Here is a 25447-nt window from a genome sequence, read left to right as displayed (position 1 = left end):
AGTTTAGGCGGGCAAAACCCGCCTAATTTTGTTTAGATTTTTCCTACCAAGTCAAGACCTGGCTTCAATGTTGTATTACCTGGTTTCCATTTTGCAGGACAAACTTCTCCGTCATTGTTTGCAACATACTGAGCAGCTTGTACTTTACGAACCAACTCTTCAGCTGATCTTCCGATTCCAAGATCATGGATTTCAGCAGTTTTGATGACTCCCTCTGGGTTCACTACAAATGTTCCTCTAAGTGCTTGACCATCATCTTCAATCATAACCCCGAATCCCCTTGTGATTTTTCCTGATGCATCACCTAACATTGGGAATTTGATTTTTTTGATTGTGTCACTTGCTTCATGCCATGCTTTGTGAACAAAGTGAGTATCCGTAGAAACAGAATACACTTCTACACCCATCTTTTGAAGTTCTTCGTAATGATCTGCTACATCACCAAGTTCAGTTGGGCAGACAAAGGTAAAGTCAGCAGGATAAAAAACAAAAACAGACCATTTTCCGAGTACGTCTTTTTTGCTGATTTTTTTGAAGGCACCGTTATGGAAAGCCTCTGTTGTGAAGTCTGGAATTTGTGTGTTGATATTGGACATTGAATATCCTCCTTTTCTTGTTAAGAAGAATATAGTCCATTTTGACTCATTTGTAAAATAAATGTTATAAATGATATAATTTATAAAAACTATGATAGAGTTAAACAGGATCTAATCTTGCCCTATGGACACCCCAATGACTTTAAATTTTTCTTTTTTATGATACTCTTTTGGGATCACATTCAGTATTAAATTCGTAAGTTTATTTAAAATTTTTGTTTTATAAAATCCTTTTTTGTATACCAAACTGATTTCTCTTGCTGGTTCTGGTGACTGGAAAGGAACAATACGTTCCGAAACTTTATCAACTGCCAATTTTGGTAATAAGGTAACTCCAATCCCCATGTCCACCATCCGCTTTAAGGTTTCAACACTTCCACTTTCAATTTTTGCCAATGCATTCCGATTACATATCTTCAAAGACTGATGGCGAAAACAATGTTCCTCTCCTAAAACTAATAATGGATATTTTTCAATATGTTTCATTGAAACTGAAGTTGATTTCTCTTTCGCATCTTTTGGATAATAAACAACAAAGGGCTCATAATAGAGTTGGTGTTCAACGATATTGGAAATTTTTAGTGGAGTTGCGAGGATTCCTAAATCAATCTCATCTGATTCCAATTTTTCAATGATGGTAAGTGTTGGTAATTCAGAAATTCTAAAATTAACTTTGGGAAATTCTGACTGTAACTTTTTATAGATTGAAGGGATTAAATAATTACTTACTGTTGGTATGATTCCGAGTGATATATTCCCAGCAGGTTCGTCTTTCCATTGCCCGGCAATTTCATATAATTTATCAGCTTCCTTCAAAGTTGATTTTGCTTGTTCGACCACCTCTTTCCCTAATTTTGTTGTGATGATAGGATTTTTTTTTCGATCAAATAAATCAAAACCAAGTTCTTGTTCTACTTTTTGAATCTGTAAACTTAAAGTAGGCTGAGCAACTAAACAATGTTCGGCGGCTTTTGCAAAACTTTTAAACTGATCTAAAGCAACTATGTATCGAAGTTGAGTAATTGTCATAAAATTTCCTTAAAAAATCGATCCTTTCATGGCTTAAGCTAAAATTGAACTTGCTTTCCCTTCAAACTACACTATCTTTAGCGGATAGCGATGAGAATTCTCTCATTTTTTTTTCCAATTTTTTTCTCTACGATCTTTTCCCTCGTGGCAGAACCAGTCTCTATCAGTGCTGATACAATTGTATCTCTCTCTGAAAATTGGACATTTACCACGAATGAAATCACACGTCCCATTACAGTAGGAAAAGGTCTATCCTCACAAGGATTTCTTCCTCCCGTCCATGGTTATTATGAAACCACTTTTACATTTAAACCAAACAAAAAACCTCTAGGTATTTACTTAGACCGTGTTCAAGAGATAGACACACTCGTTGTGAATGGAATCACACTGGGTCAAACTGGTAAAATTTTACCAGATGGATCGTATTTTCCCAATTGGTATTACAAACGACTTTATTACATACCCAATGTAGTTCTCAAAGAAAATTCTCAAAACCAATTAAAAATCGAAATTCATTTTCGAAACCAAACATTCCAAGGTGGAATTTTCAGAAGAATCCCTGTTATGGGAAATTATGACAAATTACAAGAACTGATTCTCTTGGAAGATGGAAGAGATTTTTGTTTTATCATGTTGTTCTTTGGAATTGGTGCCTATCAAATTTTTTCAATTTTATTAAAACGCCAGGCAAAAACAAATTTTTACTTATTATTATCAACATTATTCTTTGTTATGTGGAGACTTCCATTACTCAATATTAGTTATACATATACAGATTTAAGTTTTTTCTTTTGGTTAAAATTATTTTTTACCTCTCAATCATTATTGCCTGTATCAATATTCTTATTCAGTTATTCGCTTTTTCAAAACAAACTTTATTTAAAAGAAAGATTGTTAGTCATTTTTCTTATCTCAATTGCTTTTATCCAAACTTGGGATATTGAATTGCCTACTAGAATTTTGTTACTTAGAATTTGGGAATTTACACTTTTACTAGTAGTCTTTTTTGTATTAAGAGCTGTCATTCGGGCAGCACGAGCTAAAAAAACAGAAGCTTACTTTTTATCAGTAGGTTTTGTTTGTATTTGTATTGGAGCAACATTTGATATCATCATCGATGTTACATCTGGCAAAAATATTTATTTAACTCAATATGGATTTTTAATCCTGATGATCCTATCTGGTGTCGCCATTTCCTATCGAAATGCCAAAAATGAATCGGAACTTTCGATTCTCACAAAAGACTTAGAACAAAGAGTTCGCGAAAGAACAATAGAACTCCGAGAAAAAAACCAAGATCTCGAACAAGACTTATTTTTTGCATCACAACTCCAAAGTTATTTGTTACCCAAAAATCACCCAAAAACCGAAGGGATTCGAATCCATACAACTTATCTGCCAATGAGGCAAGTGGGCGGCGACTTATATGATTGGGTTGAGTTGGATGAAAATAGATTAATTTTACTGATTGCAGATGTTGCTGGGCATGGTGTTCCAGCAGCTTTCGTATCATCAATGGTAAAAGTGCAATTTCGTGAATCCACCAAATCCATTCATTCTCCAAAACTCATTTTGGAACATATGAACCAAGCACTTACTTCTCTTGTTAGTCGTTATTTCATAACCGCCTGTTGTGCATTAGTGGATACTAAGGAAAACACAATTATTTTTTCTACCGCAGGGCATCCTAATCCAATTTTATATAACAAAATCCGAAAATCTTTTGAATTTATGAATATTAAGGGCCCCATCATCGGATGGAAAGAAAGTTTCACATTCACTGAATGGAAACACCAAATTCAAAAAGGTGATCGGTATTTCTTTTTTACAGACGGAGTAACAGAAGCTAGGGCTGAAAATAAATTATTTGGTGAAGGCAAAATTCTTGATTTATTAGAGAAAGGTAAAAACAAAGACATCAAATCTTTATCACAAGAAATAGTTGTGCAAATCACCAAATATTCTGATGCAGAATTAAAAGATGATGTCACCTTTTTCTTTGTTGATATAATCTAACGAGTTATATGGAATCGGCGCCTTATTCAGTATTAATCATTGAAGATGAATATCCAGCTAGGATGTTAATGATGGACTATGTGATGAATTGTCCCGAATTAAAGTTAGCTGGAATTGCCGAAAGTGGAGACAAAGCAAACTCACTTTTATCTGAGAAAAAATTTGATATTGTATTTATGGATATCAATCTTCCGGTGATCAACGGTATGGATATCCTTAGATCCTATCGCCCCCAAGGTACTTTTTTTGTAATCACTACTGCTTATAGTGAACATGCGGTCGAAGCATTTGATTTAGACGCCACAGATTATTTATTAAAGCCGTTTTCATTCGAAAGATTTAGAAAGTCGGTAGAAAAAGCACTTCGTTTTTTGCAGGAATCAAAACAAATGATTCCAGATGAAAATAAAAACCAAATCCATTTAAAAATCCAGTCAGATTCAGCAGTATTTTTGTTACCATTTCCGGACATTCAATTTATTTCAGCGAATAACAAAAGTTGCGTGATCCACACAACACAAAAAGACTACGAAACCCCAAAATTGCTGAAAGAAATCGAAGAAAAATTGCCAAATTCTCAATTTATCAGAATCCATAAAGGTTTTTTAGTAAACTTAAGTTATGTGGCAAGTTTACGTTATGACAAAGGTGGTTCCTATACAATCCAACTCAAAAATGAGGATGAGACAACTTTGCCAGTTGGACGTTCGTATGCACAGTCACTCAAAGAAGCACTAAAACTCTAATTTTTCAATTCACTCCCGAATGAGTAGCGTTCATTCCCAATCAAGTAGGGAATAAAGAAACTACGAAATATTCCATTGACTCTAACAGCCTAAATGCGAAATGAACATGGACGGAGTTATCTTGTGAAAAAAATTATTTTATTGATTCTCTCTTTTGTATTTTTGTCTATTGTTTTAAATTGTGCCTCGTCATCAGTGGGAATCGCCACAAGTAACAAACCGATTCCAAATACTCCCTACGAAACAATCAAAACTGTAGATAAAACCTTTAATTGGTATACATTTGACATCATATTTTTTGGTGTCCCCATTACCCAACCTCCTGTTGCTGACTTATACGAAAAGGTCATGGAAGAAGAAGCAGGTGATGCTCTTGTAAACATTCGGTATTGGAATGATAAATCGATTTTTGGACCAATCACCCGTTATCGATTTAATATCAAAGGTGATTTAGTAAAATTTACCAACTCACAAACACCTACGAAGTCAAAAAAATAAGTTGAGTCATTGGATATGATTTTCAAAAAAATAATACCAGTTAGTTTCCTCCTGATGGGATTTCATTTATTAGGTTGCATTGGCTCGCATGTTCCTAAGGAAATCCATTTATATGATTCTGCAACCGTAGTTAGGTCAACCGATTATAAAATTTTGGGAAAGGGAACTGGCCAAGATTCAGCATTTTTTTTATTAGGAATGTTTCCGGTCACAAAAGCACCTAATGTAGAACTGGCGATGAGCCAGATTTTGGAAAAATATCCCACAGGCAAAACTCTCATCAATATCAAAATCCAAAGGGAAGACAAAGCTTATTTCCCTTTAGGCCTGGTGACTGTTGTTATCGTAACGGCAGATGTAGTTGGTCAACTTGAAGAAGTGAATCCAACAACTCAAAAGGAAAGTAAATGAAAATTCAGATTGGAATTCTCTCATTTACCTTCTTCATGATTTTCAATTGTGGATCAGGAGTTGATCGTGTGGAAACAAACGATGCTCAAAGCCAAGTATATGCAGCTGCTAAGTTTGCATCCGAGAAATGTGGTAACCCACTTCCCAATCCTCCACTTGTAATCGTTAATAAACCTATCCAAAGAAATTTAGATCTTTGTACGATCGCCATTACACGAACAGAATGTCCTTTTTTAGGATACCCTCTTGTTTGTACCCTTATTTATCTCGAAGAAGAAACGGGTGATATCCCATGGTATTTAAACTTCAATGAAATCAGCAAAATTCAAATTAAATAAATCGATTCTGATTGGGATTCTTTTTCTTTTGTTGGGATTCCCTGCATATGCTGTCAGTATAAAGGCAAAACTGATTAATCCTAAAAAGGAAATAGCTGAAAAAAACCTTTCTGTATTAATTTTTGAAACTAAAAAATTTGCGCAAACAGATGCAGAAGGAAATGTCACTTTAGAATTCCCATCTTCTGGAGAATACACCTTGCGTCTGCTACGTGATACTGGGATTCAAGAAATTCGAATTTCAGTTGGCAATGAAGATGAATCAAGGACCATTTATACAGAAAAAAAATCTACAGCACCCAAGGCAGGGATTGTTGTAGAAGGTGAAAGAGAAAAAACCGTAGCTTCCAGGACAAAAGTCAGATACGATGAAATCAAACGTATGCCAGGTACTTTTGGTGAAGCGTTAAGAGCCTTAGAGACTTTGCCAGGTGTCATTCCCAATATTGGATTTGGAGGTGGTGCAAATGGAATCATTGTACGGGGTGCGAATCCTGCTGCCAATACGTATCTTTATGATGATTTACCAATCTTATACCCTTTTCACTTAGATGGACTAACATCTGTCATTCACAATGATTTAATCAAATCAATTGACTTATATTCTGGTGCATACCCAGCAAACTTTAATAATGCGACTGGTGGTATCATCGAAATAGAAACCGTTGACTCAGTGCAAAAAACAAAAGGTGCATTCCAAGTATCTCTTTGGAACACAACTGCATATGCCGCTACACCAACATCAGGTGGAAAGGGATATTTGGCAATCGCAGGAAAATTAGGTTATTTAGATAAAACTTTAGGTGCCAGTGGACTATTACCTGAAGGAATCAGATTACCTAGATACAATGATTCACAAATCAAATATGTTCATAACTTTACACCAGAACACCAAATTTCATTTTATAATTTAACAGCACAGGATAACTTTGCTATCAATGTTCCAAACAAACCTGCGAACGACCCTACCTCATCACAACTTGCACTACTTGGTGGAGCCAAAGCGAGTTTTGGGCAAAGTTTTAGAACGACAGCTCTCCGTTATACGTGGATTCCTGGCGATAAATTCCAAAATAGAATTACACTCATTAACTTCGATCCAATCGGTGAATACAATGTTGGAGTTGGTTCCATCCAAGGGAAACAGTACCAAAGAGGAAGTTATGTTGGTGTTAGGCAAGACGCATATTGGACTGCAACAAAATTCCTAAAAGTTGATTTTGGAACTGAAGTGCGTAGATTTTCCTTCAGAGATTATGGAACCGAAGTAGCACTTAGGGACCCAACAAATCCATCACCTAACCCATATAATTCAGCGAATCCTGATTTTGTGGGAAGACCAATCAGTATCAAAGGAATTTCCCCGTATTACAACGCTTATACTACATTACATTTTAAATTTGGTAACTTCTTATTCGAACCTGGTGCTAGGTATGACTATGTGCAAGTAACTGGGAATGGTGCCTTAACCCCAAGGGCTACTGCTTCCTATACTTTCCCCGAAGTAGGAAAGGGTATGACCATTTATGGAAGTGGTGGGGATGTTTCCCGTTTTCCACTAACTACAAATTTTAACTCAGAAACAGGTAACCCCGATTTAAGATTCGAACGTGCTAGGAAATTAAGTGCAGGGATTGATCAAAAAATTGACCAAGTATGGCAAGTAAAAGTCGAGTTTTTTAAAAACGAATTCACTGATACAATTATTGATGATCCTTATGTATCCACTCCAGTTGGATTAAACCCCGATAAATCACAATGGTTAACACAACCTATTGTTGCCAACCGTCCACTTAACTATTCCAACAGAGCTTCTGGTTGGTCACATGGATATGAATTACTCATCCGTAAAAATGCAAGACCTGGAACTCGTGATTGGTTTGGTTGGATTTCCTATACATGGTCACAATCGTTTCAAAACTCAAACTTGTATCAGATTTATGACGGAGATACAACTCAAATTGGCGGGATCGAAAGAAAAATCTTAGCTGCTTATTTTCCGAACTCAGTAGAACAATTAGCACCTTGGGACCGTACACATGTTGCAAACGTAATTTATGGCTGGAGGGTGAATGAAGGCTTTCAAATTGGTGGTCGATGGAGTTACTTAACTTCATTACCTTCCAGACCTATCGTAGGTGATGATGGTGGAAGATTTTCTAACCCGTTAAATGGCTTAACTTATTGGAACCCACAGTATTCTAATAATCCATATACATCTGAATATGGATATGTCAAAAGGGGAACCGATTATCACAGGTTAGATGTTAGATTTGATATTTTTGAAAATTATTCATGGGGCTATTTAAACTGGTATTTAGAAATTGTAAACGTATACATGCGTAAAAACAAAAATGGATACGATTTTGATAATTCCAAACCATTCTCTGCAACTAACCCAAGAGAAAATGATACATTCGGAACACTCCAATTGCCAGGTGGAACCGTTATTCCATTTTTCAACGTAGGTATGGAGGTACATTTCTAATGAAAGGTTTATCCATTTTAGTTGCGATATTTATTTTTATCAATTGTGCAGAAGATAAAAAATTTGAAGATTCATATAAAGAAACAGTATTACTCCAATACTTGACTACCCCAAATGCTCCACAAGAAACATGCGAATCGATGATCACAAACAAAGATCTTTGTTTCCAAGCTTATTACACTTCCATAGGAGGAAGTTTTACTGCAACCAGTGCGACTGTGAAAACCCAAACTTGCCAAGGTTTAATCACGAGTCCGTTGTATAAAAATTTGTCGAGCATTGCGCAAACCTGTTCCTTTAATTGCCAATCAACAGATTGGAAAACTAAAACAGATGCGGGAACTTGTGGACAATTGAGTTTTACTGCACTGATCGAAGCAAGTATTACAAGTCCAACTGCTACTGCTTGTTTGCGTTCTTGTTTTGCAACGACAAACAATCAAATATCAAACGATCAAATACCTTTGTATTTTTTATTTAATAACATTCAAGACGGAGATTAAAATGCAGGAATATGTAGAATTAGGTGAAGAATTAGTTTTTGTTGCTATGGGAGTAGCAAGTGTTATCGCACTTGCTGTGTTTGCCGAAAGACTTATTTACTATAAAAAAACTTTGGGCAAAAAAAATGAAGCTTACTTATCAGAAGTTAGAAACTCACTCCAAGAAGAACCTGAAATTCATTGGAAAACGGATGCAGGTGAAGAATCAATTTACAACCGATTCATCCAATTCGCATTAAAACAATTGAAACTCGGACGCAAAGGTCTGGATGAAAGTTTAGAAGGTCAAATTTTATCCGAGAAATTGGAGTTAGAAAAACGTTTACCAATTCTAAACACATTAGGAAATAACGCGCCTTTTATCGGACTTTTAGGAACAGTGCTTGGTGTCATCAAAGCGTTTTATGGTTTGGGAACACTAGGTAGTTCTGGTGCAGAAGTTGTGATGCGTTCGATTTCTACAGCACTCCTTGCAACCGCTGCTGGTCTTGCAGTGGCAATTCCTGTGGTAATGGCAAACAATTACTTTTCCAGAAAAGCAAAGGTGATTTTGCAAAACCTTGAAATTTTGAAAAAAGAACTACTCTCTTATCAAATGAATAAGACAAAGGTATAATTATGGCTGGAGCATCAGGACCACAAGACGAAGAAATCGGAAGTATCAACATCACTCCCATGGTGGACGTGATTTTAGTACTTCTCGTAATTTTTATGGTAACAGCAAACTTCTTAAAAAAAGAAAGTTTAAATATAAATTTACCAAAAGTACAAGCTGCTGATCCAAACGTAGCGGAATCAGTTCAAGTAGCAATAACCAAAACAGGTGCCATTCTTTTAGAAGGAAAGGACACTGATATAACAGGTCTTGTTCGAAACTTGGAAAGAGAAGCCAAAATCAGACCTAACATGCGTTTGACATTATCTGCTGATGAAAGTTTGCCTTATGGAAAAATTACGGAGCTGATGGGAATCATCCGAAAAGCCGGAGTGACAAAAATCGCCCTCAGTGTAAAAAAATGAATCGGTTTGTTGAACTCTTAGTAAAGTTCAAATCTTCTATCAAACAAAATAAAGAACGTGTATTTCATATCTGTTTGGCAGGAAGTTTATTCATACATACAGCAACGTATGCAGGTTACCGAATCAGCCAACTCAGAGGGGATGAAGTTGTAGAAGATTCTGCTTTTGAGGATGTGGATGTAAATTTTGAAGAAATTCCCCCAGAGTTAATCGGAGGTACATCTTCACCAGCTCCTATTGAAAAACAAGAATGGGTTGAAGGTAGTAACAAAGATAAAGCTGACGAACCCGATAATTCGGATATCAATCCAAATCAATTATCTGGTAACGGAACCGACAAGGATGGTTATTTGTTTTCGTTTAACGGAGATAAAATGCCGACAGCTATCATCGACTTTGATTTAAAGGAATATTTTCCACCGCAAGCGAAAGCAGCGAACATAATGGAAAAACAAGTCGTATTACTTGTCCAAGTCAATGAAGACGGAAGTTTACAATCTGCAAAAATTGTTTCTGGAAGAGCTGGGTACGGTTTTGATGAAGCTGCTTTAAAACTGATTAAGCGAGTTCGGTTTAGCCCCGGTTATGTGCAAGGCCAACCCAAAAAAATGGCCCATCGTTTGCCAATCACTTTCTCTCTCGAAGACTAACCTAAATGGGAAGTACAATAGGCAAATTTTTAGAAAAACCATATCTATCAATTTGCTTATTGTTTTTAATTACTTCTGTTTCGATTACTTCCTATGTTTATTCTCTTTTAAAACCAAAAGACAATTCAATCTCCGAATACTACTTATCTGAAAATGCTGATTATTTTGTAGGTGATATTCCTGCAGATGATTCTGGCCAAATCGACTTTCAAAAAATGCATAAAGTGTATTGGTTGTCCACATCTGGTTGGATCAATGATGAGGAATTCAAACGAATTACAGATTCAGAGTACATTTGGCTAAGATCCAAAGCATTTTCAACGATTGAAAATGAAGAACTTCACTTCCTACTGGAACATGCAGGATTAAATATTGAAATATTTAACGAATTTGGTGATTCTATTTTTAAATATGGAGAATTTGAGGATACAAAATACTTACCAAATATTTTCCAATCAAAGTTTTCTTGGGTAAAAATCCCAAAGGATAAATCTGAGTATTATTATTTACGACTATACCATAAAAAGGGAATTTTATTTTCCATTACAATTATTGACAATTTAATCGGAAAACAAACTGCTCTTTACCGTGAGATTGCTTTAAAAAATTTAACTACCATTTTTTTTCATTCGTTTTTTATGATGATAGGCATTATATGTGCGTTAGTCTATTTTATTGAATACAAAAAACAATACAACATACTCCTAGATTTCTCTTCCTTTTCCTTATGTTTTGGAATTTTAGGACTAACTTCAAACGAATTTATACGTTATCTATTTACCAATACCCAAACATTATACGTTTTATCTATTATTTCTTCCAACTTTGTATTTATTCCAATGTTATCTGGAGTCAGAAGATTGTTCGGAAGTGGATCTTTTAAAGTATTAGATTATTTAATCTACATCGATGTTTTTATATGTTCAATAACAACTATACTAGTATTTTCTCTTCCGTTTTCCGATATATCTCATTCATTTCTGATCAGCACTCGAAGTTTTTTTATCCTATTCAATTTGATCAATATCATGGGTCCAATTTTTATCACTTATGAAGCTTGGAAAAAAGGAAGTAAGGAAGCATTAGGTCACTTCATTGGTTTTAGTATCACTTTATTCTTAGTGATTTTAGAAATATTTTTAGCAATTAAATATAATGACACTTCACCATCAGGAATCGTTTTTTGGGGTGTGTTGTTTGGAGTGATTTCACAAGGATTTGCTTTGGAAAGAACTTTGTTTAATGACAGGCAAAAAGCCTTACTCTATAAAGAAGATTTATTAAAGGCTGAAAAAACCCTAAAAGAAAGTCAGTTAAAAACATTACAAACAAAAATGAATCCTCATTATTTGTTTAATTCTCTGAATACAATTCATGCACTACACAAAATTAAACCGGAACTTATTGGTGATGCAATTATGAGTCTTGCCAATAATTACCGTTTTATATCTGATAGAACAGACAGAGATTGGATTCCATTCGAAGAGGAATGGAATTTTTTAGAAGACTACTTACATTTACAAAAGCTTAGATTTTATGATACAATTCAAATAGACTTTAAAAAGTCTGGCGATTTTTCTTCAGTTATTTTACCTCCTTTACTGTTACAACCTATCATCGAAAATTCATTTAAACATGGATTCAGAAGTTCCTCAGATGTACAATTTCAATTATTCATTCATGCAAAGATGATCAAAGATTCAGTATTTTGTTTTGTCGTTTATGATAATGGAAACGGAATTTCAGATGAATTATTATCGGACAAACAAAAATTAATGAGTCGTTCTTTGGGAAATATCAAAGAAAGACTCAAAAATCTTTACACTGACTTTAGTTTTGAAATCACTAAAAATTATCCAGAAGGAACAAGAACGGAAATCGAAATCATATTAACATCTAAAGTTCAGATATCTTCCTAAGTTCTGTTGCAAGTGCATTTGCAGAAACCCCACCTGGAAATGTTTTGATGGTTTTCTGATTCTGATCCAATACATAAATAAAATTGGAATGATCGATTCTATAAGAATTTCCATCTCCTACCTTTTCTTTCACAATTCCAAATATTTTGGTCAAGGTCTCTAAACTTTCAACGTTTGGAGAGAGTGCAGTTAAATTTTTACTGGGAAAGTTTTTAACATACTTTTCTAAAGTTGCCGGAGAGTCTCTTTCAGGATCCAAAGTAATAAATACAAATTGAAAGTCTTTAGCACGTTCACCTAATATCAGTGAGGTCCTACCAAAATTTGTTAAAGTTAGTGGGCACATATCTGGACAATGTGAAAATCCGAAATATAATACCGATTTCTTTTCTGACCAAAATTTTGGGTTTAAACTGAGGCCATTTGGAAGAACAAATCCTAATCGATTCCATACTTCCTGATTTAGTTCATTTTTAGCTTGGCAGGCAAAACTAACGAAAAAAATAAAAATAAAAAAGATTAGTCTAATCATAACTAAACGGCTACGATCCAACCCATTCCTCCATTTTCAGCCATATGAGTTTGATGAGGATGAAACATATAACGACCTTTCTTTTTAAGCACAAATTCGATCACAACTCGTTCTGTTTGTCCTATTGTTACTACATCAGAATGACCATCAGGAACTATGGAACCTAAACTTCTGATGATATCAAATGTTTGTGCATGCAGATGGAAAGTCATGACAGGTTCTCTTTCCATCATATTCTGTATATAAAACCGAACTCGCTCCCCAACAGGAACTTTCATAGGATATCGATCATAAATCCCAGCAATTCCATTCCAAGTATAAAAATCATTCTTTCCTTGGCCCTTGGTATCCCATCCAGAAAACGTTAGTACAAATTCATGAGCTGGTTTTCGTTTGATAGGTGGATCTACCAATAAAGCACCATACAATCCTTTGGCGGTATGTACCATGAGAGGTGGCACATGGCAATGGTATGGATGTAATCCTACTGGACCTGCCTCAATGGTATAAGTTCTTTCTCCAAAAGCAGGAATTGGTTCCCAACCATCTTCCATTGGATCATGAGTTCCATGAAAGTGAAGTGAGTGTGGGTCAGGACTTGAATTTTTTACATGGATACGTAGTTTATCCCCTAAATTAGCACGTAAAATCGGACCTGGTACAATTCCATCGAATGTCCATGCTTGGTAATTAACATTATGAGCAATATTAACACTCAATGGAAAAAGATTTAGGTTAAAATCCTTCGTTCTATTTTTACTATTACTAAAGTTAGGTGGGAAGTAAAAACGCTCAGTATAATCTTCTTTGATAAAAAAAGGAGGGTGTGCCATACTCCCATAAGTATTTGTACCACGTAAACTACCTGCAGCACCAATAGAATTCTGATAATTATCACTGACACTTGGGGTAGTTACGATCCCAAAATTTGTAGAAGAAGATGGATCAGAAGGCGCACATAACTCATTGGATTTTTTAGAGTTAAAGCCTATGGAACCAAAAATTGATCCCACAAAACCCATTACACCAAATCCAATTGTAGTTAAAAAACTTTTCCGATCCATAGTTTTCAATCCAACTTTAAATGTGAGAGATTAAACTTAATACCCAAACAAGAAGAAATACTGCTAAACCACCACCTACAGCAATTTGTTTGAATTTTTTCTCATACTCAGTATCTATGAAGAGTAAATATATAGCAGGGCCAATCACTGGAACAACCAAAATCACAAGAGACCAAATCACTTGTTTGGCTGTAGTCATATCCTTCTGCTTCGATAAACCAAACAAAGCAAGTGGAGCCCAAACCATTGTTAACACAAAAGGCAAATAATAAGCATACGATCCGATAAAATAAGTCCAAAAACTTGGATTTGCAAAATTTGTTTCCATAAAAAAACTCCTATTAAGTTATAGACGGTTCTGTCACCGCAGTCATCGCATAACCAGCGTAAGCCAGTATAGTTAAAAACAATAGAATTCCACCGAATACGACAGTATTTCTGACTACCGGAGAAATTTTTGAATCTTTGGAGAATAAATAGACCAGTGATCCTATAAAAGGTAAAAGTAGTATCAACCAAAAGTATTTATCTACTTTAGCACCAACAATCGAAAATCTGTCTAACATAGCAAGACCAGTCCACGCTGCAAAAATGGCAAACGGTAATAGGTATCCCATGATGTGAAAATACCATGTTTTAAGAGTTCCAGGAAAATGGACTCTCCAACCAGAGGTATACATTTTGTTAGTCTGTGCTTCAAAATCTTTTTGATCAATCTTTGGTAACTCTGCTGTTTCAATGAGTCCCTTATTCGTTTCAAAAACATCATGAGCTGGCACAACCTTTGCCAATAAATCTTTTGGCATATTGGATTGTACAGGTGGAATCGGTTGGTTTTTATAGGAACCCAATACAAACTCTTTTAAGTTTGCTTGTACAAATAAAGCAAGAAGCCCAATACTAGAAGACATATCACCTATATGTGGGTACCGAATTCCTGTACATGATTGTAAGGATTCCAATAATGGAGGACTTGATACTCCATAAGAATTTCCTTCAAAACAATTCCCAACATTTACAGGACCACTAAGAGCAATGTCTCCGCGACCCGAATGGTAAACTTGATTATTTCTAACGATATTATTATTAGAAATCCAAATGTTTTCATCAATGTTCATCGTAACAAGGATTCCATAATTGTTATGATTAAACACTAAATTTCCTTCGACCACATTCTCTAATGCACCAAGAAGGGCGATACCATTCCCTATGGAAGGATACTCCAATTTTTTAGATGGTGCATTTTTATTATTGTTATCATAAACAATATTTTTCTTCACAACCATTTGTTTTTGTGGAGGTAATAATTCACGATCTAATGTATTCGGCCCGATTCCTAATTGGTTTTTTCGCCAAATGGAAGATAAAAGATAGATATTTCCACTTGAATTTGTTCCTGAATATCCTAAGGCATTATTTTCAGAAATTACATCGTTTATGATCGCATTACATGGATTACACTGTCCAATATAAAAACCCGAGTCAGGAGAACCAGATGCAAAAGAATGTTCAATGAGCCCATCAACAGAATCAAATGCATATACACCATAATCACCATTATTGTATGCAGTAATATAAGATCCTCTATATCCTTTTACACCAGTCCAATACACTCCATTGAGTGTAGCGTTTCTTGTTGTGATATTTTCAACTGCAACACCATCGGCACCGACAACCATAATACCATTACCTCGAAGGAATTCACCATCGATAATGGTTAAGTTTCTATCTTCTCCTCGAATTGTGATGGATGGTGTCGTTACAGTGACTTCTTCTTTATAAATTCCATTAGCGACTAAAACTAAATCTCCAGGAGATGCAGCATCAACAGCGTTTTGAATTGTTTTGTATTGAGAAGGTACCTTTCTTGTCACACCCGTCCAAGTTTTTGATATCTTTGATTTTGAGGTATTCGCCTGTGGATTGTAAGTTGCGTTACCAATAACAGCTACACCCGTCATTCCAATTTTGCCATCAGGAGATGCATGGAAGGAACAAAAATATGGGAACACACCCTCCTCTGGAAAAAACACATCTGTATGTGCCCCACGAAACATTGCTAAGTTGCCAAAACTGGTTTCTGTAGACCAATCTTTATTAATGGAGATAGCGTTGTGAGGATTATTTCCTTCGTTCACAAAACGAATTTTCCCACCTTTGAAGGTGCGAATCACTGGAGGATGAAAGGCATTGTCCATCATCGTCACATGAACAAAAGCCGAGTTTGCCGGATCTTCCGAATTGCAAAAATTCAACCCGAAGGTTAAGAACATTGCCATTAAGATCCCTATCAATATCTTTTTGGTTTTTTCCATAGTTATTCCCGAAACATGAGGAAGTCCTCACATTTGGAGAATTTTAGAATTGTGTTAAAACTTTGTCAATGTTAAATCATTGAAAAGTAGAAAAATATACCAAAAGTAAGGTCTTTAGTTCTGCCAAAACTTGTTTTTTCTCAGATGGTTTTTTGGTTCGATGCACAATTTTGATAACAGAATCAACAGACTCAACAATCATGAGTGATATATAAAATGCACGTTTTTTGTTCACTTTTGGAAACATTACCAAAATCACTTTTTCAGCTAACGTTTTTGCAAATCTCTCGTTACTTTCAATATCTAAATGCAATAAGGCTTCATTCGTATATAAAATCGAATGGATCAATCGATAACCTTTCACTTCATTTAATGTTTGTTCAAATGCAAATAATGTAAAATCGACAAATTCAGGAGTGAACTTTTTAGTCTTCTTTAATTCTTTGGTAACCTTTTCAAAGAATAAATCATGCATAATTAAATACGAATTCTCAGCATGTGAATATATAATTGATTCTTTGTTTGGAAAAAACTGATAAATCGATCCAACGGATATACCACTTTTTTCTGCAATCAAATCCGTAGTTAAATCATCATAACCAACTTCACCTAATAGATGTATAGCTGTATCAACAATTTTCTGATATCGTTCTTTGGAACGTTTTTGTTGAGGAATTTTTCGAGGATTGATGACTGTATTCATTCAGATCTTAATGCAACAATAGGACTCAGCTTAGCAGCATATTCCGATGGCCACCACCCGAATATAATTCCTATCGTTATTGAGAATAAAAAGGCAAAACCAATAGAAGGAAAGGATAAAACAATTGTCCAACCAAAAGATTCCTGTAAAAAATACACTGTGAATATCCCAAAAACTAAACCGACAAATCCTCCCGTAAGACTTGTCAAAGTTGATTCAATTAAAAATTGAATGCGAATATCAGATTCTCTCGCGCCTAATGCTTTTCTTAAACCAATTTCCTTTGTCCTTTCTTTTACAGAAACTAACATAATATTCATGATACCGATTCCTCCGACTAGTAATGAGACTGTAGCAAGAGCAATCAGTAAAGCAGACATCGTTTGATTGGTTTCGGAAACCGCTGATTGGATATCAGCCATACTCATTACCTGGTAAATATTTCCCATAGATTCGTTCGTACCATGTCTTTCATGTAAAAAACTTTTAATCTGAGATATAAAATTTTCCGAAGATTCATTTTGATCCAATTCCATTTCCAGATTGTCAACTGCATCCTTGTTTAACAACCGTCGCATGGCTGTGTTAAGTGGAACCAAAACAACGTCATCTTGGTCACGAAACCCAGTTGAACCTTTTTCAGGTAATTGACCAATGACTCGAAATGATACTCGATTGATTTTTATGTAAGTTCCAACCGGATTTTTTCCTTCGTATAATTCCCTGACAACTGTGTTCCCTACCAAACATACGAGTGCCCGTTTGTTATCTTCTTCCTCTGTGAAAAATCTTCCTTCTGTTGGTTCCAGGTTTCTAAGTGACTCATAGTTTGCACTGGCACCAGTTACAAAACTATTCCAATTTCGATTTCCAAAAACAAGTTGGGCTCTTCCATTTACCACGGCAGAAATTTGTTTCACTTCAGGAAATTTTCTAGATACAGCTGTAACGTCGTTTACATCCAAACGATTCACAGTCCCTGCTTCGAGAGAAACTCCTCCACTTCTCATCCCACCTGTTCTTACAATCACTAAATTTGCACCTAACGAAGAAAATTGTTCTTCAACAGACTTTTTAGCTCCTTCACCCAGAGCCATAACCGAAATGACGCAAACAACTCCAAATAAAATTCCTAATGCTGATAAAAATGTCCGAAGCCGATTTGATGTAAGTGAAAATAAAGACTGTTTCAATAAACCGCTAATCAAACTCCAACCAGTTTTCCTTCTCATAAAATTCTGGTTTGATTCCGGAATCATTTTTGCTTTTCTTTTTATCTCTTCGTTTATAATTTCCCCATCACTCACATGAATAATACGATCACAATAATCTGCCATCTCAGGTTCATGTGTGACCATTACGATTGTTTTTCCCTCTTCATGAAGCCGTACGAGTTCCATCATAATCTCAATTTTGCTTTTAGAATCCAAATTACCTGTTGGTTCATCTGCAAAAATAATTGGTGGATCATTGATCAATGCTCTGGCAATGGCAACCCTTTGTTGTTGCCCACCAGACAACTCGTTAGGTGTATGAAAAACTCTATTTTGTAATCCAACTTTTGTTAGCTGTTTTTCTCCGACTAACACTGGATTTGGAATTTCTGTATATAGAGAAGGCAAACAAACATTTTGAAGTGCATTTGATTTTGATAAGAGGTGAAATTGTTGGAAAACAAAACCAATCAAACTTCCACGGATATCGGAAAGAACATTGGAAGATTCTTTTTCAACATTTTTCCCAAACAAACGGTACGAACCACTGTCCGCATGATCAAGTAATCCCATTACTTGCAATAATGTCGATTTTCCAGATCCTGACGGACCCATAATCGCTACAAACTCACCTTGTTTGATCTCTAAATTGATACGATTCAATACTGAAAATTGGGAATTCCCGATTTTGTATGATTTAGATAAATTTTTAATTTCTATTGCTAACAAATATTATCTCTTTGGGACTTTGGGAGATGAGAAAGGACCACCATTTGCATTCGATTTTTTAGTCTCTTTTATTTTTTTCTTTCGATAAACCAAGTCTCCTTCCACTAGTCCCGACAATATGGAAGTGTTTTGATCGTCAGAATGTCCAATGGCTACATTCGATTCTTGTAGTGAACCATCTGTTTTGAGTAAAATAATCCCTTTCTTATTATTTCTTTTAACAAAATCATTTGGTATCAATAAAACATCCTTTTCTTCGGATATGATAAAATCGACAGTAATCGACATACCACTTCGCAGAAATTCTGGTATCGAAAATAATTCCAAATCAACATTGTACATTGTTACATTATTTTCTATCACTGCTTCGTAACCAATGTGTTTTACCTTAGCACGAATAGGCTCATTGGAAAAAGAATCCACAACAATATTGGCAATTTGCCCGATCTTTATTTTTGATAAATCGGTTTCGTCTACTTTTGCTTGTACCATCAAGTTGTCTGAAAGTACAAATAAAATATCTTGTTGAGTGACAGTTTGCCCAGTACTTATATTAGATGCGATCACCAAACCACGTAAAGGTGAAATAACTGGAGTTGGTTTATAAAAATCTTCCCATTTTTTCAACTCATCATTGCCCTTTGCTCTTGCTGCGTCCAATAGTGCAGCCCTTTCAGTTGAACTCATCCAAACGAGAATTTTTCCTTTTCCTACATGTTCTCCTTCTTCTGCAAGTATTGATTCAATCCTTCCTGCAATGGGTGGTTTGACTTCTAATCGATTTTTAGGAATTGCAGTTCCTGTTGCCCTAACTGTAACAATCAAATCACCACGAGTCACACTTGTGGATTCAATTTTGAATTCTTGTTTGGATTTACCTGATCCAAATGTGAAATATAATACCCCAAATACAATTATAACAAAAAATGAAACATAAAGTTTAATCTTCATCAAAACACTTTCCTAAATTACGTAAATATGTTGCTTCCGCAAGACCAAGATCTCTTTTGCCGACTAACAAATTTTTTTCCCGATTGATTAGATCATTCTCAATGATATCCCAATTTTCAAAACTGATCAGTCCATTGGAATACTGAGCTCGTGCGATTGTTGCTCTTGTATCAGAAGCTTTATAAAATTCGGTTAATACCAAAAGTTGCTCTGAAGCATTTATAAAATTTAGATAGGATTGTTCTAATGAAAAGGTGAGTAAATTCTTTTTTGAATCTCTTGTGTGAATTGATTTTTCATATTCAGATTTTGCAATTTTTACATTATAATAATCTCTACCTCCATTAAACAAGGGATAGGTCAAATTGATTCCAAAACTATAATTCCTAGGTTTTGGTAACCAAACATCATCTTGTCTTGTCACTGTTGCACTTAGATTGAGGTCTGGATAAAAACCTGCTTCCGCGATACCAATATTTGCTTGGGCTGCTCGAACTTTTGATTGTTCCGCCATAATTGATGGATGAGCATCAAGTAAACTAGACTTCTCTTTCTCTGAAATTTTAATTTCGGCAATCGGTTCCGAAATAAGAGGAACGTCCAAGGATACTTCAACGGGTGTCGCAATGATTCTTTCGATTTCTTTCCAATTGGTCTGGAATAATCTTTCTGCAAAAGAAACTTCATATTCAGATTGTTTTACAAATGACTCACTCAATAAAAAACTTCCTTTGTGTTCCCTACCAACTTCGTATCGAAGTTTAACCAAGTCTCTATTTTTAATGCGTCTTTCTTTGATTTTTAAGGATAATTGGTAAAGTTCTTTTGCATACAACGTTTGTGAGTAAGCGGACTTTAGTTCAAAACATATTTTTAATCTAGAGTCATTTAATGTTTGTTTTGCTGCTTGCAACAATGCTTCCGTTTTTTCAATTCCACTTTTATCCCGAAACCCCGAAAAAAGATTTTGGTTTGTACTAAGTCCTACAGAATATCGATTTACTGCAGTAGGTCTAGATTCACCTGTATTTGTTTGTTGGGTTTGTGTGTTACTACTATTCACTCCACCACTGATCAAAGGATCATTCACTGTTCCAGATCCACTAAAGTTAGCTGATGATTGCCTTGCAGAAGCCAAAACATTTACAGTGGGAAGATAACCTGCATAACTCTTTTCATTTTCATAAAAGGCTTTTTCATAATCTGCTTTGACCGATAGATAATCGGGATTAAACTGCACTGCCTTTTGCCAAAGTTCTTTTAATTGGATAGGTTTTGTAACCTCTGCTGAAATAACAAAACTGAATGCCAAGCCAAAAGATAAAATATACCAAACAAACTTCACTAGATACTAAACCCATTTATGATCAAAAAAGTTCCCATCAGCATGAAAAAATCTTTAACGGAATGGATTTTTTTACAATTTGAATTACCAACTGCCGGAACTTCCACCACCACCAAAACTCCCTCCTCCTCCACTAAACCCACCAGAACTTCCTCCACTTGACCATCCACTACTCCTACCACCTTGTGAATCACTTGCAAAACTACTATTTCGCATCCGTTTTCTTCCATGTGGTGTCAGAAGGTGATAAAGTTTATAAAGTCCAATTCCTATTGCGTAAGTAAGGAATACAATGGCTCCGATGTTTGCTCCATGAATTGCAGTAGGGAATATGCTCCAAAAAGGAAACAAAAAGAAATAAATGAACCAACCTACATAAGGAGCGTTAGCTGCAAAGTAAGTAAAAACGCTAAGAACAGTTACTACAAAAATCGAAACGAAAATTTTGAATCCAATTGGTATCTCAGCTCCTTCTGGTGCTATTTCACCCAAAAAAGATAGAGGTCCAAGATGAGAAAAATCTTCTTTCTCAGGTATTGTGTATTCTCCTTCAATTGATTTCATGATTGCACTTACACCATTTTGTATCCCAATATCATATTCTCCTTTTTTGAAGTAAGGTTTGATTTCATTCTCTATGATATGATGGCACAAAACATCTGTTAAAACCCCTTCTAATCCATATCCAACCTCGATCCTAAGTTTTCTGTCTTCAATGGCAACAAAGAGTAACACCCCATTATCCTTTCCCTTTTGACCGAGTTTCCATGTTTCGGCAACTTTTAGCGAGTATTGCTCTAAATTTTCTCCTTCTAAGGATGGAGTCACAAACACAACGATTTGATTGGATGTTTTTTTTTCATGGTCTCTTAATTGTTTTTCAAGAGCAGAAATATAGTCAGTATGGAGTGTCCAAGTTTCATCCATAACTCTAGATTTTAACCGTGGGACATCCTTGGAAAAAAGGAAGATAGGCAGAACCAAAAGGAAAAAAACCAATAACCTTTGCATAAAAGGATATTGGTTTAAGAAAAAAAAGTTACAAGAATTTTTTTACTACTTATGAATTCGAGTGGCACCATAATAAGCCGAGATTGGTTTTAACTCTTCAAATCCAATCAAATTCACTTGCCCACCACGTTCTTCATAATCACGTTTAAAACTCTGCAAAAATTCGATTGCTGAAAAACCTATCATCTTTACATTTTCATCAAATTTTACATCGATTCTTTCGCCAAAAGATATTTTCCGAAGTAACAGTTTTAAGGAAATCATGTTGGAAAACAGAAGAGCATGTCTAACATATAAAGTGTGTATCTTATTGTTTGATTCTATTTTTATATCTGCAATGAAAATATAACGTAATTTGACTCCGAAGTACATTTGGATTAAAATTGCTGTAATGATACCACATAAAACACCAACTAATAGGTCTTCTACGATTGTAACCACTACTGTCACCAAAAAGATGACTATTTGGTCCCAACCTTTTTTATATGTTTCTTTAAACACGTGAGGTGATGCCAGTTTTAACCCGACCATAATTAATATACCAGCAAGTGATGCTAATGGGATTCTATGAATGAGACCAGGAAGGAGTAGTATGAATAATAATAAAAACAAACCATGAAAAAAATTGGACCATCTTGTTTTGGCACCATTTTCAATATTTGCAGAAGATCTTACCACTTCAGCGATAATGGGTAAACCACCAATCCATCCTAAAAAAAAGTTTCCTATCCCTTTTGCGACAAGTTCTTGGTCCATGTTTGATTTTCTTCGGTAAGGGTCCGTATTATCAACGGCGGTTGCTGTGAGTAAAGATTCAATACTTGCAATCAAAGCGATAGTCACCACCATCACCCAAAAGTTTCCTTCTTTCCAACGGGAAAAATTTGGAAAACTCAAACTCTCATAGATGTGATTTGGCAAATTCACTAATTTTTCAGGGCCAATTTGGTATGTTTGATTTAATAATGTATAAGAATGTTCATCAGCTAATTCAAAAATAAAACCCAAAATAATTCCAACTAACACTGCGACTAGTGGTGCAGGTAACTTTTTAAAATAAGGATTTTGTATTTTTGTGAGCATGGCAATGATCACAATCGCAGAAATACCAATGATAGCCACTTCAGGATTCAAATGTACAAAACTTGATGGAATCTCCAATAGAAGTCCTAAAATAGTTTTGGCATTAGGTGAAATTCCAAGAGCAACATAAAACTGTTTTGATATGATGATGATTCCGATGGCAGCCATCATTCCATGTACAACGGAAATCGGGAAATAAATTGTGAGATTCCCCGCCTTTAAGATTCCTAAAAGTACCTGAATCAATCCAGCAAGAACAATTGCTGCCAAAGTGATCTCAAATCCCAATTTGGCATCACCACCACCCATGACAAAAATCGAATTTAATACAACAGCAATGAGACCTGCAGCAGGTCCATTGATCGTAAGATGAGATCCACTCATAAAAGAAACAAAGATACCACCTACAATTCCGGAAAAAATTCCTGCCATAGGTGGTGCACCAGAGGCAAGAGAAATTCCTAAACAAAGTGGGAGCGCAATGAGAAAGACAACAAAACCGGACACAATGTCCGATCGCCAGTTTTCTTTTAGTCCAGGTAACCAATCTTTTGGTTTATCTTTGTTCATTCGAGAGTTCCTAATTAAGATTTATCTTTTGTATGATGAGACGAAGACTTTCTGAATTGATTGGGATTCACCCCACATTGTTTTTTAAATTCTAAATAAAATGCAGATCTCGAACCAAAACCCGACAGTTTTCCAACTGTAGCGACGTTTAATTCTGGTTTTTCGATTAGAATTCTTTTTGCTTCTTTGATTTTGTATAAGTTTAAGAGTGTTGGAAAATTAAATTGATACTCAATATTAATCAACTCGCTTAATTGGTGATAGGTTAACCCTAGACGGCCTGCAATCATTTCTTCACTGCAGTCAATATCCAGAAAAATTTTGTCTGATTCTAATAATGATTCTAATTTTGTTTTAAATTCTTTTGTATCAATTTTATTTGTGAAAGTTCGAAATCTTGTTTTTGTCTTATCACGTTTTTCATAATTTCTTAAAAATAAGAAACTACCAGCTGTCAAAAAAGGTAAGTAAAACACTGCAGCATAAATGAAAAAAGCTTGGTAAGGATAAAAATCAAAATGGAATAATGTTTTTAAAAACACTAAAAACAAAAAGAAAGCCCAACCTAAAAAATAACTTTTTTCTTCATCAATTTGGTTTGCGAAGAGCATCAGATGGGTACTACGTAAAAAATAAGCAGCGGACCCAAAGATAGTCAGTAGGATAAAAATTCTATAATCATACATTCTTGGGAAAATGGGAACAAGAAGGTATAAAATTCCTGAGATCGCAAACAACCAAAAGAAAATTGGATGTTTTAAACTTTCGTTTGTAAATTTAACAAAACTGTAAAGATACAAAAAGAATACAAAGTGATTAATCGATAACAATAAGTAGTATGAGTGCGTGAAAAGATTATTTCCATTCCCTAGGAGAGAAGATAACTCCTTTCCATGGACAGAATAAACTAAAAAGAAAAATAATAAAAAATGAAACAGAATCAATAGGTATATTTTTTCTTTTGATTTGATGAATTCGGAAATTGCCCAACCAGTAGAAACAATGCCGACCATCAAAAAAAACAAAAAGGTAAGAAATCGAAAGAGTACAATAAATCGATAACTCGAATTAGATACTGTTCGGATGGGGAAATTTAGATTCTCATTTGAGACTAGGAAAAGATAAAAATCCCGAGTTTCACCTGGATTTAAGGAAACATTAAAATGTGGGAAAGGTGACAAGAGTCCATGCCAGTTTTCCCATACATAACCATTGTAAGTGTTTGAAAATTCCCCTTTTTGGTTTTCCGAACAGATTTCAGCCGTTGGAATATTGATCCATTGGATGAGAATGCTAAAATCGGAAACCTTATCCAATTCGTTTTTTAATTGGAAATGGAGCCATTGTCCATTTAGCACCCGTTTGCTTCTTAGAGAATCTTCAGATTCATTTTGGATCCAAAACATTTGTTTCAAAGTTTGGATTGAGTTTTTTGTACAGAGGGTGGGGACTTCCCCTTTCACTGGAGCTAAAAATTCGACCGCATGACTGATATTTGTTCCGTAAAATGCTTCCGGTTTCCATAAACATCCTTCCATTCCTAGTAGAATGACTAAGGAGAAGTAAACCCGAAAGAGAATGCGCATGGATTTCACCAATGTGCAAATAAATCATAAGCAAGAAAGCGAATTCAAGGTTGATGAATTTCGAATTGAAAGTATTTTTTGTCCAGTTTTATGATATTGGACAAATTGGGTGTCTAAAATCATGGAGAAA

At 35.2% G+C, this 25447-nt stretch carries 24 protein-coding genes; 11 read left to right on the top strand and 13 right to left on the bottom strand.

Annotated elements, in window-relative coordinates:
• Window positions 1-32: 32 nt before the first annotated feature.
• Window positions 33-596, bottom strand: coding sequence for an alkyl hydroperoxide reductase subunit C (ahpC, locus tag CH354_RS07520; RefSeq protein WP_012389934.1), 564 nt, complete (start codon window positions 594-596; stop codon window positions 33-35).
• A 111-nt stretch (window positions 597-707) separates the two neighbouring features.
• Window positions 708-1625: a hydrogen peroxide-inducible genes activator gene (locus CH354_RS07515; RefSeq protein ID WP_100728051.1), complete on the bottom strand. Its 918-nt coding sequence runs from the start codon at window positions 1623-1625 to the stop codon at window positions 708-710.
• A gap of 90 nt (window positions 1626-1715) precedes the next feature.
• Here CH354_RS07515 and CH354_RS07510 point away from each other — a divergent pair, with 90 nt between their 5' ends.
• From CH354_RS07510 to CH354_RS07460, 11 genes are all read left to right on the top strand, one after another.
• Window positions 1716-3641 (top strand): PP2C family protein-serine/threonine phosphatase, encoded by a 1926-nt coding sequence (locus CH354_RS07510; RefSeq protein ID WP_100728050.1) that lies wholly within the window; start codon window positions 1716-1718, stop codon window positions 3639-3641.
• Window positions 3642-3649: 8 nt separating this feature from the next.
• Complete coding sequence (locus CH354_RS07505; RefSeq protein ID WP_100728049.1) at window positions 3650-4387, top strand: LytR/AlgR family response regulator transcription factor; 738 nt, start codon at window positions 3650-3652, stop codon at window positions 4385-4387.
• Between the two features lie 123 nt (window positions 4388-4510).
• Complete coding sequence (locus CH354_RS07500; protein WP_243395996.1) at window positions 4511-4885, top strand: LIC20211 family lipoprotein; 375 nt, start codon at window positions 4511-4513, stop codon at window positions 4883-4885.
• A 15-nt stretch (window positions 4886-4900) separates the two neighbouring features.
• Window positions 4901-5296, top strand: coding sequence for a hypothetical protein (locus tag CH354_RS07495; RefSeq protein WP_100728047.1), 396 nt, complete (start codon window positions 4901-4903; stop codon window positions 5294-5296).
• Window positions 5297-5331: 35 nt separating this feature from the next.
• Window positions 5332-5634 carry a hypothetical protein gene (locus CH354_RS07490; protein WP_243396007.1) on the top strand — a complete coding sequence of 101 codons (303 nt, stop codon included), beginning with the start codon at window positions 5332-5334 and terminating at the stop codon, window positions 5632-5634.
• Window positions 5606-8122, top strand: a complete 2517-nt coding sequence (locus CH354_RS07485) for a TonB-dependent receptor plug domain-containing protein (protein WP_100728045.1) — start codon at window positions 5606-5608, stop codon at window positions 8120-8122. The genes CH354_RS07490 and CH354_RS07485 overlap by 29 nt, the downstream gene beginning before the upstream one ends.
• The gene (locus CH354_RS07480) at window positions 8122-8625 is read left to right on the top strand and encodes a hypothetical protein (protein ID WP_100728044.1); all 504 of its coding nucleotides are present in this window, start codon (window positions 8122-8124) and stop codon (window positions 8623-8625) included. Before CH354_RS07485 ends, CH354_RS07480 begins: the two co-directional genes overlap by 1 nt.
• Window position 8626: 1 nt before the next feature.
• A complete protein-coding gene (locus CH354_RS07475; RefSeq protein ID WP_100728043.1) occupies window positions 8627-9241 on the top strand; it encodes a MotA/TolQ/ExbB proton channel family protein in 615 nt (204 codons plus the stop codon).
• A 2-nt stretch (window positions 9242-9243) separates the two neighbouring features.
• Complete coding sequence (locus CH354_RS07470) at window positions 9244-9645, top strand: ExbD/TolR family protein (protein WP_100728042.1); 402 nt, start codon at window positions 9244-9246, stop codon at window positions 9643-9645.
• Window positions 9642-10295 carry an energy transducer TonB gene (locus CH354_RS07465; RefSeq protein WP_100728041.1) on the top strand — a complete coding sequence of 218 codons (654 nt, stop codon included), beginning with the start codon at window positions 9642-9644 and terminating at the stop codon, window positions 10293-10295. The genes CH354_RS07470 and CH354_RS07465 overlap by 4 nt, the downstream gene beginning before the upstream one ends.
• 5 nt (window positions 10296-10300) lie before the next feature.
• Window positions 10301-12214, top strand: coding sequence for a sensor histidine kinase (locus CH354_RS07460; RefSeq protein ID WP_100728273.1), 1914 nt, complete (start codon window positions 10301-10303; stop codon window positions 12212-12214).
• On the opposite strand, the gene CH354_RS07455 is transcribed toward CH354_RS07460, so the two are convergent.
• From CH354_RS07455 to CH354_RS07405, 11 genes are all read right to left on the bottom strand, one after another.
• Window positions 12192-12767, bottom strand: coding sequence for an SCO family protein (locus CH354_RS07455; protein ID WP_100725990.1), 576 nt, complete (start codon window positions 12765-12767; stop codon window positions 12192-12194). The genes CH354_RS07460 and CH354_RS07455 overlap by 23 nt on opposite strands.
• Entirely contained in the window at window positions 12749-13810 is a 1062-nt protein-coding gene (locus tag CH354_RS07450; RefSeq protein ID WP_100725927.1) for a multicopper oxidase domain-containing protein, read from the bottom strand. Before CH354_RS07450 ends, CH354_RS07455 begins: the two co-directional genes overlap by 19 nt.
• A gap of 16 nt (window positions 13811-13826) precedes the next feature.
• Window positions 13827-14138, bottom strand: a complete 312-nt coding sequence (locus CH354_RS07445) for a PLDc N-terminal domain-containing protein (protein ID WP_100725926.1) — start codon at window positions 14136-14138, stop codon at window positions 13827-13829.
• A 13-nt stretch (window positions 14139-14151) separates the two neighbouring features.
• Complete coding sequence (locus CH354_RS07440) at window positions 14152-16125, bottom strand: right-handed parallel beta-helix repeat-containing protein (protein ID WP_100725925.1); 1974 nt, start codon at window positions 16123-16125, stop codon at window positions 14152-14154.
• A 76-nt stretch (window positions 16126-16201) separates the two neighbouring features.
• The gene (locus tag CH354_RS07435) at window positions 16202-16828 is read right to left on the bottom strand and encodes a TetR/AcrR family transcriptional regulator (RefSeq protein WP_100725924.1); all 627 of its coding nucleotides are present in this window, start codon (window positions 16826-16828) and stop codon (window positions 16202-16204) included.
• Complete coding sequence (locus CH354_RS07430) at window positions 16825-18771, bottom strand: ABC transporter permease (RefSeq protein WP_100725923.1); 1947 nt, start codon at window positions 18769-18771, stop codon at window positions 16825-16827. The genes CH354_RS07435 and CH354_RS07430 overlap by 4 nt, the downstream gene beginning before the upstream one ends.
• A 3-nt stretch (window positions 18772-18774) precedes the next feature.
• Window positions 18775-19722, bottom strand: coding sequence for an efflux RND transporter periplasmic adaptor subunit (locus CH354_RS07425; protein WP_100728272.1), 948 nt, complete (start codon window positions 19720-19722; stop codon window positions 18775-18777).
• Window positions 19712-21067 carry a TolC family protein gene (locus tag CH354_RS07420; protein ID WP_243395995.1) on the bottom strand — a complete coding sequence of 452 codons (1356 nt, stop codon included), beginning with the start codon at window positions 21065-21067 and terminating at the stop codon, window positions 19712-19714. The genes CH354_RS07425 and CH354_RS07420 overlap by 11 nt, the downstream gene beginning before the upstream one ends.
• Window positions 21068-21151: 84 nt before the next feature.
• The gene (locus CH354_RS07415) at window positions 21152-21994 is read right to left on the bottom strand and encodes a TPM domain-containing protein (RefSeq protein WP_243395994.1); all 843 of its coding nucleotides are present in this window, start codon (window positions 21992-21994) and stop codon (window positions 21152-21154) included.
• A gap of 129 nt (window positions 21995-22123) precedes the next feature.
• On the bottom strand, window positions 22124-23731 hold the full coding sequence (locus CH354_RS07410; protein ID WP_100725920.1) for a SulP family inorganic anion transporter: 1608 nt from the start codon (window positions 23729-23731) through the stop codon (window positions 22124-22126).
• 14 nt (window positions 23732-23745) lie between these two features.
• Window positions 23746-25317, bottom strand: coding sequence for a helix-turn-helix domain-containing protein (locus tag CH354_RS07405; RefSeq protein WP_100728271.1), 1572 nt, complete (start codon window positions 25315-25317; stop codon window positions 23746-23748).
• Window positions 25318-25447 lie beyond the last annotated feature (130 nt).

The organism is Leptospira levettii (assembly GCF_002812085.1).
GTDB classification, from domain to species: Bacteria; Spirochaetota; Leptospiria; order Leptospirales; family Leptospiraceae; genus Leptospira_A; species Leptospira_A levettii.
Note: the sequence above shows the minus strand (reverse complement) of the source record. Positions and strands in the feature narration are given on the sequence as shown.

Bases quoted from the DNA above. Each gene is read 5' to 3' on its own strand.
- CH354_RS07485 (WP_100728045.1), top strand. From the start codon at position 5,606: ATGAAATCAGCAAAATTCAAATTAAATAAATCGATTCTGATTGGGATT.
- CH354_RS07495 (WP_100728047.1), top strand. From the start codon at position 4,901: ATGATTTTCAAAAAAATAATACCAGTTAGTTTCCTCCTGATGGGATTT.
- CH354_RS07440 (WP_100725925.1), bottom strand. From the start codon at position 16,125: ATGGAAAAAACCAAAAAGATATTGATAGGGATCTTAATGGCAATGTTC.
- ahpC (WP_012389934.1), bottom strand. From the start codon at position 596: ATGTCCAATATCAACACACAAATTCCAGACTTCACAACAGAGGCTTTC.
- CH354_RS07425 (WP_100728272.1), bottom strand. From the start codon at position 19,722: ATGAAGATTAAACTTTATGTTTCATTTTTTGTTATAATTGTATTTGGG.
- CH354_RS07460 (WP_100728273.1), top strand. From the start codon at position 10,301: ATGGGAAGTACAATAGGCAAATTTTTAGAAAAACCATATCTATCAATT.
- CH354_RS07410 (WP_100725920.1), bottom strand. From the start codon at position 23,731: ATGAACAAAGATAAACCAAAAGATTGGTTACCTGGACTAAAAGAAAAC.
- CH354_RS07470 (WP_100728042.1), top strand. From the start codon at position 9,244: ATGGCTGGAGCATCAGGACCACAAGACGAAGAAATCGGAAGTATCAAC.
- CH354_RS07490 (WP_243396007.1), top strand. From the start codon at position 5,332: ATGATTTTCAATTGTGGATCAGGAGTTGATCGTGTGGAAACAAACGAT.
- CH354_RS07475 (WP_100728043.1), top strand. From the start codon at position 8,627: ATGCAGGAATATGTAGAATTAGGTGAAGAATTAGTTTTTGTTGCTATG.
- CH354_RS07515 (WP_100728051.1), bottom strand. From the start codon at position 1,625: ATGACAATTACTCAACTTCGATACATAGTTGCTTTAGATCAGTTTAAA.
- CH354_RS07510 (WP_100728050.1), top strand. From the start codon at position 1,716: ATGAGAATTCTCTCATTTTTTTTTCCAATTTTTTTCTCTACGATCTTT.
- CH354_RS07480 (WP_100728044.1), top strand. From the start codon at position 8,122: ATGAAAGGTTTATCCATTTTAGTTGCGATATTTATTTTTATCAATTGT.
- CH354_RS07415 (WP_243395994.1), bottom strand. From the start codon at position 21,994: ATGGATGAAACTTGGACACTCCATACTGACTATATTTCTGCTCTTGAA.
- CH354_RS07445 (WP_100725926.1), bottom strand. From the start codon at position 14,138: ATGGAAACAAATTTTGCAAATCCAAGTTTTTGGACTTATTTTATCGGA.
- CH354_RS07465 (WP_100728041.1), top strand. From the start codon at position 9,642: ATGAATCGGTTTGTTGAACTCTTAGTAAAGTTCAAATCTTCTATCAAA.
- CH354_RS07450 (WP_100725927.1), bottom strand. From the start codon at position 13,810: ATGGATCGGAAAAGTTTTTTAACTACAATTGGATTTGGTGTAATGGGT.
- CH354_RS07405 (WP_100728271.1), bottom strand. From the start codon at position 25,317: ATGCGCATTCTCTTTCGGGTTTACTTCTCCTTAGTCATTCTACTAGGA.
- CH354_RS07505 (WP_100728049.1), top strand. From the start codon at position 3,650: ATGGAATCGGCGCCTTATTCAGTATTAATCATTGAAGATGAATATCCA.
- CH354_RS07435 (WP_100725924.1), bottom strand. From the start codon at position 16,828: ATGAATACAGTCATCAATCCTCGAAAAATTCCTCAACAAAAACGTTCC.